12 protein-coding genes and 1 pseudogene are annotated in these 13,434 nt (G+C 58.1%); 6 read left to right on the plus strand and 7 right to left on the minus strand.

What is annotated here, in order from left to right:
- The first annotated feature begins 35 nt into the window (after positions 1-35).
- The 3 genes from AC0L3S_RS33205 (at position 36) to AC0L3S_RS33215 (ending at position 3,014) form a co-directional block, all read left to right on the plus strand.
- A complete protein-coding gene (locus AC0L3S_RS33205; RefSeq protein WP_259217535.1) occupies positions 36-1,553 on the plus strand; it encodes a carbon-nitrogen hydrolase family protein in 1,518 nt (505 codons plus the stop codon).
- Positions 1,554-1,627: 74 nt separating this feature from the next.
- Positions 1,628-2,581: a helix-turn-helix domain-containing protein gene (locus tag AC0L3S_RS33210; RefSeq protein ID WP_204513358.1), complete on the plus strand. Its 954-nt coding sequence runs from the start codon at positions 1,628-1,630 to the stop codon at positions 2,579-2,581.
- Positions 2,571-3,014 carry a hypothetical protein gene (locus tag AC0L3S_RS33215; RefSeq protein WP_085351816.1) on the plus strand — a complete coding sequence of 148 codons (444 nt, stop codon included), beginning with the start codon at positions 2,571-2,573 and terminating at the stop codon, positions 3,012-3,014. The genes AC0L3S_RS33210 and AC0L3S_RS33215 overlap by 11 nt, the downstream gene beginning before the upstream one ends.
- Before the next feature lie 284 nt (positions 3,015-3,298).
- Here the strand turns inward: AC0L3S_RS33215 and AC0L3S_RS33220 are convergent, their stop codons facing one another.
- Positions 3,299-4,255 carry a response regulator gene (locus tag AC0L3S_RS33220; RefSeq protein ID WP_204513356.1) on the minus strand — a complete coding sequence of 319 codons (957 nt, stop codon included), beginning with the start codon at positions 4,253-4,255 and terminating at the stop codon, positions 3,299-3,301.
- Positions 4,256-5,442: 1,187 nt separating this feature from the next.
- On the opposite strand from AC0L3S_RS33220, the gene AC0L3S_RS33225 reads away from it, so the two are divergent.
- Complete coding sequence (locus tag AC0L3S_RS33225; protein ID WP_259217540.1) at positions 5,443-6,333, plus strand: radical SAM/SPASM domain-containing protein; 891 nt, start codon at positions 5,443-5,445, stop codon at positions 6,331-6,333.
- A gap of 91 nt (positions 6,334-6,424) precedes the next feature.
- Positions 6,425-6,739, plus strand: a complete 315-nt coding sequence (gene sugE, locus AC0L3S_RS33230; RefSeq protein WP_219682360.1) for a quaternary ammonium compound efflux SMR transporter SugE — start codon at positions 6,425-6,427, stop codon at positions 6,737-6,739.
- A gap of 663 nt (positions 6,740-7,402) precedes the next feature.
- On the opposite strand, the gene AC0L3S_RS33235 is transcribed toward sugE, so the two are convergent.
- From AC0L3S_RS33235 to AC0L3S_RS33245, 3 genes are all read right to left on the minus strand, one after another.
- Entirely contained in the window at positions 7,403-7,924 is a 522-nt protein-coding gene (locus AC0L3S_RS33235; protein ID WP_259217541.1) for a thermonuclease family protein, read from the minus strand.
- Positions 7,912-8,307 (minus strand): SAM-dependent methyltransferase, encoded by a 396-nt coding sequence (locus tag AC0L3S_RS33240; protein WP_219682358.1) that lies wholly within the window; start codon positions 8,305-8,307, stop codon positions 7,912-7,914. The genes AC0L3S_RS33235 and AC0L3S_RS33240 overlap by 13 nt, the downstream gene beginning before the upstream one ends.
- Before the next feature lie 67 nt (positions 8,308-8,374).
- A complete protein-coding gene (locus AC0L3S_RS33245; RefSeq protein ID WP_246648894.1) occupies positions 8,375-9,118 on the minus strand; it encodes an energy-coupling factor ABC transporter permease in 744 nt (247 codons plus the stop codon).
- 375 nt (positions 9,119-9,493) lie between these two features.
- Between AC0L3S_RS33245 and AC0L3S_RS33250 the strand changes: the two are divergent.
- Positions 9,494-9,855 (plus strand): annotated as a pseudogene (locus AC0L3S_RS33250) (RMD1 family protein); the annotation flags it as partial.
- A gap of 823 nt (positions 9,856-10,678) precedes the next feature.
- Here AC0L3S_RS33250 and AC0L3S_RS33255 read toward each other — a convergent pair.
- The 3 genes from AC0L3S_RS33255 to AC0L3S_RS33265 form a co-directional block, all read right to left on the minus strand.
- A complete protein-coding gene (locus tag AC0L3S_RS33255; RefSeq protein ID WP_259217542.1) occupies positions 10,679-11,206 on the minus strand; it encodes a hypothetical protein in 528 nt (175 codons plus the stop codon).
- Positions 11,207-11,782: 576 nt separating this feature from the next.
- Entirely contained in the window at positions 11,783-12,079 is a 297-nt protein-coding gene (locus AC0L3S_RS33260; protein WP_085383486.1) for a ferredoxin family protein, read from the minus strand.
- Positions 12,080-12,119: 40 nt separating this feature from the next.
- The gene (locus AC0L3S_RS33265) at positions 12,120-13,427 is read right to left on the minus strand and encodes an FAD-binding protein (RefSeq protein ID WP_204513351.1); all 1,308 of its coding nucleotides are present in this window, start codon (positions 13,425-13,427) and stop codon (positions 12,120-12,122) included.
- Between the last annotated feature and the right edge of the window lie 7 nt (positions 13,428-13,434).

Below are 13,434 nucleotides of genomic sequence, written 5' to 3' on the forward strand. Positions count from 1 at the left end.
GTCCGCATGGGTTCGTCAATAGCATCGTGACAACAATGCAGCTTTTCGTTGTCCCCACTCGGTTTTGCGCAGATTTTCACTGCGGTCGTACACTTCTGCGAAAGCGAGTCACTTGTGGCGGCTCGGCACCGGCCGACAAGTGTGAGCAACTGGTCGGGCCGATTGCAAAATCGTCGGCGCACGCCTATCGATGGAATATATTGGTGGTGGTGATTGGGACGAAAATTTTGCCTGGGCGCGTGGACAGCCGAGCCGAAACGTCAGTTTTTGATGCCTGGAAGAAGGAGGCGCGGGAGCTTGCCGCGCGGCAGGAGCTAGTCACGAAGGCCAGTCGGGATGATCTCAGGAAAGCTCTGATCGAGCTCGATACGCTGTTTCGGAATGCTCCGGGAAGCGTGCACAAGGCCTACCGAAATCTTACAGAAAAGCGAATCGAGGACGCACGAGAGAGCTTCACCGGCGCAATAGGAGATGGCCATCTCTCTTGGTCGCTGTCCGATGAGACGCCTGAACTCGCGGCCGTAAGAATGGGCGGCCTGATACGGGAACTCGATCGTGCGCTTGCTGATCGGCGGTCTCATTGGCCGATCGCGCCGAGTGAGTGGCACGTCGAGCAGCTTAGATGTTGGTTCATTCCGCGGCAGGGCGTGAGCGCATTGCGTCCGGCTCGAAGGCTGCAGGCCTACTCAAAACGAGGCCTGCTCTTTCATCGGATCTTGCCCTCAGTGATACAGGGCTATCCTGTCCAGGTCGTGGATACTCGCACATTGCATAGTACCGCACCGGATGTGAGCGAATGGAAGATGGGCGCTTGCCTGTTCAAGCCACTAGAGCTCGAGCCAGAGTTCTGTTCAACAGAGGGCGATAAGCGCTTCATCATCTCGGGCATTGAGGTGCCGTTAGCTGAGGACACGATTTCTCAGCAGATCAGTCAGGCTCTGAAGGAGAACTGCATCGCGATTGTGTGGCCCGAGTTAACCGTCTCGCCGGAATTGCGCGAGAAGATCCTCAAGCTCGTTCGAGATCGCGACATCACGGACGAGCTGGAAGCTCCCGAAATTCTGATTCCAGGGACCTGGCACGAGACAACCGACCGTGGGATCGTCAACCGAGCCCGGATCTACAACGGCTATGGAGAGGAGCGCCTGATCTACGACAAGATCGCCCCGTACGCGGACGATGGTTGGGGAACGGAAAACATCGCTGCGGGTGACCGCGTATGTGTCCTGGCAACCGAAGGCGCTTTGATTGGGATCGCCATTTGCCTGGATTTCTGTGACGTCTGCGAGACACCCTTCAGCGAACTCGATGTGGACGTGATGCTTGTCCCATCGATGGGAAACGACCGCACGATGCACGGCCACCAGATCACTGCGGCTCAGGTTGAGGTGCGGTTCGGCACCCGTAGCTTCGTGGTGCAGCATCCGACCCAAACAGCGCTCAAAGATCACAGAATAGGTAGCATCCTACCGCTTCTGAAGGAACCCAGCGCGGTTTCTCTCGAGGAACTCGGTCAAAAAAGCGTTTGGGCTGCCTACAAATGGGGCCCTTGAACCTAGATTCGGGGACTAAAATCAGAGTAAATCGTTGTAAAACGTTCTTAATGGTTGTGGTGTAGGGCTAGCCCATGTCGGACGTAGCATTGGAAAAGATAGAGACGGGCGAAGCGACGGCGAGCGAGGCACGGCGTGTCATTTCGGACCTCCTCAAAGAGGGCTCCGAAAGAAGCTTGGAGCGCCTCTATGCAACACTCGGGGCGTGGGTTTGGAACGCCCTTGAAAGCCGTCGGCGTGACCCTGAGCTGCGGGAATGGTTCGATATCTTGCGTCGGATGAGCGCAACACTCGGACCAAGGAATGCTGCCTATGCGGAGCGCTTCAGAGCATTCTACGACCTTCTGCAGATGTCGATCAATACCTCGAAGCTCGCGCGTCCAGACGAGGTCATGCATCGTCAGCACGTCGTCGCAATACTTGCGTTACTCCGCGACACACCGTCGGGCCAGATGGAAAAGGCAGCGATCGCAAAGAGGTTGTCTCTGAGAGATGCAAATCTCAGCCGTATCCTCCGCCTCATGACGAATGCGCGTTTCGTGGAGCGAACAACACAGGGCAAATTCGCTCATTTCGCGCTGACGCGTGACGGCTTGCTTGCGTTAGAAAAGCGCGAAGCGAAGGAGCGTGGCGGGTCAACCCATCTCGTTCGAGACAAATTTCCGGTAGCCGCCCACCCGCTCCACCTAGCAGCAGATGCAGACACGGTTGTTCGCACCTTTATTGATTTGGCAATGCAGGGCTCATCGCACGCCACAGCTGGGACGCTGAACGCGAGCGCTGTCGGCGTCCGGCGAGCGATGGAGGACTATCTGCTCCATTTCCATGGGCCGGCACCCGCCGCGCCCGGATATATGAAGGCGAGGACGAAAAGCTCCTATCAAGCTCTTACCGTCGCTGTCGTACAGGCAAAAAAGGCCGAAGCGCACGGCTCCTACACGATAGAACCCATGACGAGTGCCAAAGCCGTCTCATTCCCCGTGGGGATCCTGCATCTGCAGGGAGAGGACACCGAACATGTCGAATGAAGATCTTAGTGCTTCGAAGCCGGATGAGGTGCAAAGCGATCCCGACGCTGTCATGTTGTATGGAAGCGCCCTGGTCGACCGGCTTACATATATCTCGGCGACATTCAGCTCGCTGGTCATGAGTATGGGCAGAGCTGCGCGTGACAATCGCGATGTCCTAGTCCCGCTCGTCGAGGTGAAGTTCGAGGGGCCGACCGGCCAGGACGACACTGTATCCAACACCTTTTTTTCGGGGCTAGTGCCGCTCGAAAATATAGCTTTCGTTCTCGAGGATATGTCTAGCGATCTCACGACTGTTTGCCATCACTTAAGCGCGGTGGGTGCCGGCCCGGTGAAACCTGACTTCAAGCGACTGGGCGAGACGAAGAGGCTTTTAAGCGAAGCCAAGGATAACCTCGAAAAGTGTCTGGCCGATTTGGAAAGAATCGGCTGACGCTCGCGAAAGCGAGGGCTCGAGGTGGTCGGCTGCCAGCCAGGCACCAGGCAAAACCACCTACTTCTTCGAATGGCAACGAGAGTGGTGGCACGTCGGCGACCTAGACTTTATACAAGAGGACGCCGCTTTCCTGATCATACCTGAGGAGTCTCATGGTGCGGCTCGGATCTTCTTTGATGACGCCGAGAGGGAATATATCGGACCCAACTACAAGTGCCCGTTCATCGATCCGTATTGGGATCTTCAAAAATTGAAAACTACACTCAAGGCGCCATAGCAAACTATAAGGAGAACACTTCTTCAACGTCCAAGAGCCTGTAAATCCCCGTTCGCCCTTGGGGAACCAAGTCGATCGTGTTGTTCAACTTGGCGCGAAGCCTTGGCACGAAGACGTCCAGTCGAACGTGCTTATCACCTTTCTCTCTACGCAGCACCTCGATGTTGAAGACTTCGCTATCGATAGCATGACCCTGCACCGCACAGAGATGGCGCAGGAAAATGTGTTCGGTTATCGAAAGCCGCTTGGAGATCCCCAAACGATCGGTAATCTGACGATCACCAATCGTGAACATCCAATTCCCGATCCGAAACCTCCGGCCGGAATGCGATTGCTTGGAACGCCTCTCGGTATGCGTTCTTCGCCAGACCGACATTGCCCGGGGTGCGATTGCCATGAAGCCGTAGGATTTTTCGACGTAATCATCTGCTCCATACTCGATGAGAGGTGGCGCCTCCTCGTCAATCGGCAGATTAGAACATACGATGATGCCAGCATTCGTATTGTTGATTACAGCTTTCACGAAAGCTTTGCCCGTTTCCTTGTCGGTCGGCTTTCCCCAGTATTCCGAGATATCAAGGTCAAGGAAATACAAGTCGATATCATCTTTCTCGAGATATTGGCGAGCGCTTGCTACGTCGTTGACCCACTCTATCTTGCAATCAAGCTGCCCAATTTTCGTCAGGGGATTTTTTAACGCCGTTCCAATGCGATCTGCATCAGCCTTATCGTCATCGACGATTAGGATGCGGGGGGCACGCATCACATCGGCCGGACCGGAAGGACTCTTGTCTGCGAGATCGGTAGGCTTTTTGGTCGAAGCCATCACTCGGTCAGCCGCCCCTGCATCAGCATCGACAACAGAAAGCACGGCATGATCGCGATCTCCGGCTTGTGCCCAGCGTGAAGCAAAACCGTGGAGAGCGTGATTACCGTCAAGAAGGCGATCAACATCTTCCAAGATGGCTCGTCCGCAGTCATAGCGACCTCCACAATTAGGGCACATAGCCCCCATACCCTACATAACGCACAATTTCCTACCTGAGATTGGTAAACGAAACACTAAGCTGCCAGGGCATCGAGGACATGACCAAGCGGCAAGCGTGCGGCTATCGAAGTCGCTTGAGGACGTCGTTGTACGCGACACCGAGCGAGAAGCGCATCAAGGTCGGCAGGACGCTCGGAGTCGAAGCGAAATTGCGCGTGCCACTCGAGCTTTGTCCGATGAACACCGCAATGGGGTTGTCGGTGAACTGCCCCCCGTGAAAGACGATGAGCGAACCGCGCCCGAGCCAACCGTGAAACTGCCCATCGCGATATCGTAGATATAGGTGAAGTCGCCCGTGCCCTACTAGCGCCGCCGACTTGCCAGCGGTTTAGAAAAAGTCGGAAGCCAGTAGGGCGGAACATTCGTACGCAAGGCCAGCGCGGCCCCACTCCTGTTCTGGACCATCATCGAGAAGACGCCTCGCAAGTCCGGCCGTAGCGCTGGCGCCCCGATATTTATCCAGCCGCCTCCCGAGCATGGGAGAGCATGACGACGCCGCTCCCTTGTATAGCGTTTCCAACTATTGAAATTCACGACTTGCTGCATGAAGTCGTGTAAAGAATTCGCACTCTTGACTGCGGCAAAGTGCACTCCCAGTCGGCACTTCGCGCGGCCGGTCCCGATGCACGTCGATGATGATGACATGGCCCTCGGGGCGGCGGCAACGGCCTCACATTTCATAGGAAGGCTGCCATTCAACTCATTTCGAGAGAGCTTGAATCGTACATAGCGTCATATTGTACGCTTTCGATCGCAGTTGCGCCTCCGTTGTGCCATTGCGAAGACAGTTATCGCGGATGTGTCGGCTTATGGACAATACCGCCAATGGCATGAGTGATGCTTGTTGGAACAAGCGAGAGGTTAGATCGACGCCGTCGATGCATGTGCACTCGGCAGCCACCGGATCCTGCTGGACTGGGGGCGCTAGGGTGAGTGAGCCATCGGCGCTGTCTTCATCTATCGCGGCCGCGGCTTGCGACCGTGAAGTGTCGCGGTGATGGGCGACGAACCGAGGATGATGCATGAGCGAACCGACATGAGGGATGCAACGCGAGGGTGCCCCCTCAAGATCTCTTTGTTCCCAATGGCGGAGCGCCGACGTGGATAATATACAATCGATGACTGCACAGGAGCTGCGCTCTGCAATTAGTGGCGGCAGGGTCTTGGAGGTAACCACGACAACGGGCTGTGTCGTCGGATGTTCTTATTGCCCGCAGGACAAGTTCGCCGAACGGCAAAGAGCTATATCCGACGTGAAGCATCTTTCTTTGCAGGATTTCAAGCGATGCCTGGCGCGCGTACCAGCAACTGTGGACATCAGCTTTTCCGGGTATTCGGAGCCTTGGCTCAATCCGGCTTGCACCGAAATGGTTGAGCATGCCTACGCGTGTGGCCATGGAATCCGGATTTTCACAACCCTCGTAGGAATGAATGGGCGGGATCTAAAACGCTTGCGTGCGTTGCAGTTCCGCGGTTTCCTGGTGCACGTTTTTGACGACGGCACGCATATGGACAGTGGTCTCGTCAAGCGCAACTATGTCGATTTGATGCGCCAACTTGTCGATGCCGGCATTTCGTCACTGCTCTTCATAGTCATGGGCGAGGTGCATCCTGAACTACTCGACATAATACCTGACGAAGCGCTCGTTCGCTCGCGTCCCCCGCGCAGCAGGCGTGGGAGCGGCGAGCTTAGGATGGTTGAAGCACGACAGCCAATCGTTGGAGCGTTGAGATGTCCAGACGAACGACAATACCGGAATGTTCTTCTCCCAAACGGCGACGTTACCTTCTGCTGCATGGATTTTGAGCGACGCCACGTTCTGGGCAACCTTCTCCGCGACAGACACAAGGATCTCTTTGAAGGGGCGGCTTTTTGCAAGATTACCAGTCGCATGAACGGCGCGGACGGTTTTCTACTTTGTCGATCGTGTGAATTCGCTGAGCCACTGAGGTCGGAATGCTCATCCTTGAGAGCAGTTGACCCTGACTGATCGAAACGAATCGGGAGCCCAGGCGAGGACGGCCTTGCCGCTCATCATCACATCAGCCGCGGGGACGACCCCGCCATAACGGAGGGTTGCCATGGCCTGGAGCATTTTGTTGGTCGCGGGCCTCCTGGAAGTCGCCTGGGCAATCGGGCTCAAATACACCGAGGGCTTTACCAAGTTCGTTCCGTCCGTGCTCACGCTCGCGGCCATGGCCGGCAGCGTGATCCTGCTCGGCCTTGCTCTGAAGACGCTGCCGATTGGAACTGCCTATGCGGTCTGGACCGGCATCGGTGCGGTCGGCACCGCAGCGCTCGGCATCATCCTGTTCGAGGAGCCGGCCGCCGCGTTTCGCTTTGCCAGCATCGGACTGATCGTGGCCGGCATTGTCGGGCTGAAGCTCGTGTCCTGACGAAAACATCGAAAGCATTGACCCCGACCAGGTCAGCGCCGCAACGATCGCCGAGACTCTGGCCGCCGTAATTGTCGAGCTGGCCTCGTTTGCAGCGCACCGCCGAGGGGCGCGGCACCGACAACGGCGCGGTGATAATGTGGCCGCAGAAAGTCGCCGTGAACCAGATGCCGATGCAGGCCCTCTGGGCCGAGACCTGTTGACCGCGAGCCTCAGTCTCGCAACGTGAACGCCCGTGGTACGGACGATACGCCCGTCGCCAATCGGCGTGCCCACGGCCATTGCGTCTGGCCCGATGCACCACCTGGAGCGGCACCAACAATTGGCTGCCAAGCTCGCCAATGCGACCAGAACAGTAATGGACCCAGCTATGCCGCTGATGCTCATGGCGGCGGCCAAGAAAGGTCGCTTGCTCGAGTCATGCGATGCCTGCTCTACGGAGCTGCAGGGGAGAAGGTGCATCACAGGACGACATGATCGGCAGAGCGTCTTCGTTTGCTCCGAACTGGTTCCGACCATCCCGCCTAAGAGTACGAGACCATCCTACTCGTCGCATGGTTGGGCGGCAGTGTTGAGGACTTACTCCCGATCGAGCCAGCTCGCTCGTGACTGTCACCTCACGCGGGAGCCGATCGCGGCGTATTCTGGTGTAGGGGCCAGCCATCAAGGATGTGCATTCGCGTCGTCCGAACAGCTGGCTGGTCGACCACCCAACCGAATGCACGCTCGATATAACGAAGGTACGGCAAAGCTGCCCGACCATAAGCCCAGTCCGGCACGATCGGCGGCGCGTTGCGCGGCCCGGTATGGCCCTGTGGAAGATTGCGTCTGATCGAACGCGAGACCATTGCGCACCAACCATTCTCCGACATCCATGCCATCAGCTGAACAGGTCGCAATCGTCCGTCCAGACTCATCCTGCAGCACTGACAGGCAACTGACTTCGCGCTCTGCAATGAAGCCTTCAAGGTCGCGCACGGCCCTGAGGCCACATCGATATGGATTGCCGTTGATATCTCTGCACATTTGGGACTTGTCCGGCGCGTCGATGCCCCAGAGCCGAACGCGAGTCCTGTTGATTTCAACGGTGTCGGTGTTGATGACCTTTGCCCGCCCGGTCAACTGGCCGGCCAACACGATGCTGCACAGTGCGAACATGGTCAACACCACGATCAATCCGGGCATAGCGATCTTCTTTTCCGAACTGCGAACATTCCGGCCGAGCGCAGCAGAGCATAGGCAAGTGGCCAAAGGCGCTCGATCGCAGTGCCCAGAAGGGTGCTAATGTTGAATAGGTAAGCTCGCTCGACAGATGAATCTCCCTGAATGAGCAGCGCAACACCTCCCTCGCGTCCAACCTCGCCCACGATGGTTTGTGACGCGCCTGCTGCGCTGACCGAATGGGGCCATTGCTCCACGTCATTGCGGCAGTCCGCCTCGACTGCATCGCGCACCGGCAGGACGAAATCCGTCGTGCGCGTACGCTGATTAGCCATCAAGCAAGCGCAGACCGCTGCCCGCAAGTCCGCGTCATACGAATTCCTGATGGCCTTGTCCGAAATGAGCATAAGCTCGCCGCCTTTCTGGCACCGATAGCAGCGAGCACGCGCCGTCCGCGGTCGCTGCTCACGGCAACTATAAGGGAAAGTGTATGCATCGCTGGAGCAAAACGGGCGCTCCGAGGGCCATCGTTGTTATCAACGGCAACATGCCTTCTACAGGCGGTTGGCGACGACTCCGCCCGTAGTCACGCCGCCCAACTTGTTTCGCGAGCGCCAGCACAGCCATCTCAACCCCTAGCTGGACGAGGGCCACAAGTGCGTAGGAAACCGCGAACCATGCGATGTTATAAAGATTGGCGGCGCCGAAGCCCGCGCCGTAGAGGGCCCAAAACGTGACGCAGACAACGATACCAGACTGATACGCCGTCGAGAGGGCAAGCGCCTTGCTGTACTGCAGATCGCGATGCGCGGTGTTGGACGGGATGAGCCGATTGGCGAGCGCCTGGATCGCAAACAGCGGCACCAGAAGCGTCGTGGCATTCATACCAAATTGCGGCAGGTCGGCCGGAACAAAGAGTATGTTTTCCAGCAGCAGGCCGAGCGCAAGACCAAAAGCAGCCGCCGCCGCGCCGAACAACAGAAACAGCATCGAGCCGGGGACGAAACGCACCTCGGAGACCCCAACCGCAAAGTGCGGCAGACTCTCGAAGAACATGAACACAAGCGTCGCGGCGATGGCTTGCAGGGCAAATGACAGAGCGCCCCGCTCGCGCATAGTCTCGACCAGAAGCTTGGCGGCGACGCAGCACGTCGCAAGGCCTAGCACGCAGCTTAGCACAAGCTTGGCGCCTGTTACTATTCCCGGTTCGATATGCATGGTCCAGGTCCCTCTTGCCTTTGTACTCGGGCCTTGTGTGGTAGACCGCTCGAAACGGCATTTCAGTTTCCGCACCTCGGTCGACCGCTAACGTCCTGCTTCCGCCATATCGGACCGGGTGTGCACACAGCCTCCGCTCGGTCTGCGGGACTTTGATAGCAACAGCTATGCCACCCCCGCCACCGCGCTTAAGCCTCTGATTGCGCGTTGAAACGTTTCCGTCCCCACAAGGCTCGCCGTGTGAGCTAGCTGACATACTCTGGATGAAATTGAACACACATGGGTGCCCCGTCTTTGCTCAACCTGTGCCGTTTCGAACAATCGTTCTACCTCCCTTCTTGAATTGGAAATCCTGCGGCCGCCGGCGCGAAGACACCCTTTGCACGCGAACTAGCCGAGCGCGGCCGACCGCGCGAGGACCAGGGCATTCTCCAGCTGATCGGCGATGCGCTCCTGGTCCAGCAGCGTGTGGCGGGCCGCGCAGCCATTGCCGAGAAGCCCGACGCACTCTGGGGCAAGCCGGCGCTGGAGCGGCTCTATTCGCGGCTGACTGACGAATACGAATTGAAGGAGCGTCTTGAGATGCTCCAGCGCAAACTGCGGGCCATTCCGGACGGCCAACGCCCCGGCGGACATCATCGAGACACGGCGCTCGCTGCGTCTGGAAGGTTATAGTCGTGCTGATCGCGACGAAAGTTGCGATCGGATGCGGTCAGATTATTGCAGCAGCTCAGTGAAGTGCGGCTGGTCACAGCAGGCGAGGCGCTTTCCTGGCCTTTGAGCGGGCTCACTAACGTATCAGGCCGGCTAGTTGCGAGGAACACGCTGTTCGGCGCACGCGGCGGCGTGTTTTGGCGAAGCCTTCGCCGTGCTCGTGCACGCGAGGTTCGACGAAATCCCGGTGCGGCTCGCGACCGAGCAAATAGGCGAGGCGACTTCCGGCGCAATTCTCCGGAAAATCGATCAACGATCATGCGTTTATGGCAGACGCGCGGCAGAGCGTTCACCCCGACGATCCAGCGTGATCCGAGAAGACCCTTTGTCAGTTTGCGGCGGACCGCAACTGAGCTTGTCCGCTGTTGCCGAGTAGCTCGCGGAATACTTGCGCTTCCCCCGTCGTTCGCCAGCGCGCGGCCAGTGACGACCGGAACAAGGACGGTCGATTTCACCAGAGCGCCTCGCTAAGAGCGAACGCCTTTCGCCGCGTTGACACATCGCCGCGGCTCGGTCGACGTCGCCTTCGGTGATTTCCCTTGCTTGGCTGTTAGCGAAAGGCTCCGTGATCGAGGAGCGCAGCGCACCGCGCGTGCTACAACTGAACATGAAAGCTCCGAACCGCGGTCCTCGGGTTGACTAAGGGGACGGTCGCCGAGCTATACGCGCTCGGTACTGCCATGGAGCGTGCATGGCAGCTCCGCGTCAGCGATAAACGGACGACAAGGAACTGCGCCGCGAATTTCAAGCGGTTTTGACCTCGCAAGCAGGCGCCGAGATATCCGACGTCCCGGTTGCCTGTAGACATTCCATCTGCAGGGATTGTCCTCAAAGCGCCCTCGCCACTCACGTGCGGGCGGCAACTTCCCCCAAATCCACTTCTGAACAGAACCCGCCATGGCGATGCTTAGCTGGCTCGTTCAGAAGGCCGGCGAGCCTGAGGCCTTCAAGGACACCTTCGAGCCGCTGTTCGCGAACGATTGCGGCGAGCAGCGAAACGGCCTCCTCCCGATGGACGGTGAAGCCGACGTCAGGCGCTCGCTGAACCAAGAGGTCCATCAGGGTGGGAAGTTCAGAAACGTGGTCGCGTAAGGTCGAGACCACATCATTGGCGAGATAGGTCGCCAAATCCCCTTTCGCCGGCGGATCAAAGTCCAACTCGACCGCGGCGCGCTTCTCGATTGCCTCTCGTATCAACTCGCGCTGGCTTCGTGCATTCATCGAGAGCATGAACGCCGCATCCGCGAGCTTCTCGCGCCGCAAGCTTCTCAGTTCGACTATGCGAGCCTGGATGTCGGCAATCGAACTCTCACGCCCTGCATCTGCTCGCCACGCGTTAGCTCCTGCCCTGCTCTTTTGTACCCGAACCATCATCATGCTCTCCGGCGGACGATATATCCCGGCGATACAGCGGAATGAAAGTGCAAAGTTGTGTGGTGCATGCGCGCAGTCCGCCTGACGAACGCGGAACCGGCGGTCGCGCGAAGGACTCAGAATGCGCTATTTTCGTGATGCGCTCGTGCTTTTCTCGTCTACAAGGCGCGGGATGGCATGTTGTCGGGTCGTGGCTACGGCCGAGCGAAGGCCTGCTTCCAACATTCCGTCAGTAGGTGATAGGCAGCGAGGCGGTGGCGGCGGGCGGATCACCGCCAACCTTCCAGGGAGGACGAAACCGGCCAGATATTCCGGAAGACAACCAGACCGTGGACCAGATCCGAGACGGACGACGTTGCGTTTGCACCCTTGCTTCGGATCCGCTCGCTTTGGCTATCTTCGGGAATATTATAGCGGAAACCGGAAACTGCGTTTGTCCACCATGCAAGGGCCCGCCGGGTAGATGGAAGATTGGGACACCGCTTGAACGTGACCGGGTTAACGCCGATTTCGCGCGTGATCTCGTTGCATCGCGAGAACGACGTAGCCGCCGTGGCAGGGCTCTCACCTGAAGATTTAACCGAACTTGAATAGGACACCGTAACCGCCGCGTGGGTAGCTCCACTCGATATCACCACTTTCTTCGCAGATCACCCTGCAGGTGCCGCACTCGATACACCCATCGACTGTCACCTCAACATGACCTTTATCGTTGAGCTCGTAGCACCGTGCAGGGCAGGCCTTCAGCATCGACAAGAGCCGCGAGGATGGCGTGGTGTGCGGACGTACCTTGATGTGGGCGCGGCCGGAATCAACGAGATAACGGTTGTAGAATAGTTTATCCTCGACACGTTGGGATGGCTCGCTCGGCATTGTTTCTGGCTCCGTCGTTCGTCATTGTCTTAGGTTTGGATCATCGCCAGGCCCGGGCAATGCGCAGGGCATCGCTAAACAGCCCACTCCAAGACCGGGCCTTGATGAACGAGCTCAGCATCAGCTTCTCTTTCTCGAGCTTTGGTGTGCCGTCGACGCGCACGTAATCCTGCATCGCCTTGGAGAAGAGCTGCGGATATGTGAGAAAGAAGTTCTGCGAGTGGGTATGCATGAGTGCCGGCATATCTTTGTACTTCTTCAGGTCCTTGATCACGAAAGAATCAGTTAGCATTTTCTTGTAAAGCGAAAGATTTTTGGCCGTCATCGGATCTTTTCGCGATCTGATAAGGCAGATCGCTTCCGCCGCGATACGGCCCGACGTCATCGCCAAATTGGACCCCTCGCGATGGATGGCGTTGTTAAGTTGGGCGGCGTCTCCGACGACCACCCAGCCCTCCCCGCAAAGCTGCGGGATTGCCCTGTACCCACCTTCGGGGATCAAGTGCGCGGAATATTCCTTGACCTCCGAACCTTCGATGAGCGGCGCGACGGATGGGTGACGCTTGAAACCCTCGAGCAGGCCGTAAGGCGTCTCGCCGGTACGCTGGAAGTCGGCAACAAGACAGCCAATACCGAGCGAGATGCATTCCTTATTGGAATAGATGAAGCCCATACCGGTCATGCCGCGGGAGATGGTTCCGACCGCTTCGATGACGAGCCCCTCGTCGCCTTTGAGATTGAAGCGAGCGTCGATTGTCTCGCGTGACAAAAAATGCATCTCCTTAACCGCGAGTGCGACCTTGTCCGGTTTCGGCCGCCCTCTTAAGCCCGCGCCCGTCCCGAGCACTCCGTTCACCCCCTCGGCCAGCACGACAACATCTGCATGGATTTCACCCCCATCGCGGTCTGTGCGCACCCCGACGACCCTGCCATGGGAATCCTGGAGGAGCTCGGTCACCGTGGTCTCGCACAGCACGGTAGCGCCGGCGTCGCGGACCTTCTGCGACAACCATTTATCGAACTGGGCGCGGATGATGGTGTAGCGGTTCGGCTTCTCCTCGTTGAAATCATCGGATCGATAGTGAATCCCTGTGTGCGAACGCTCGTCCAGGATCCAGAAGCGTTGCTCGACTAGATGCCGCTCAAGCGGCGCATCTTCTCGGAAATTCGGAATCAGCTTCTCCAGCATGTCGGCATAAAGGATGGCCCCTTGCACGTTCTTCGACCCGGAATACTCGCCGCGTTCCAGCTGCAGCACTTTCAGACCCCGCTCGGCCATTGTAAGCGCCGCCGCGTTCCCGCCCATGCCAGCACCGACGACGATGGCGTCGAATCTTTCCTGAATCATAACAAGC

It is taken from the genome of Bradyrhizobium sp. Ken01 (assembly GCF_055807355.1).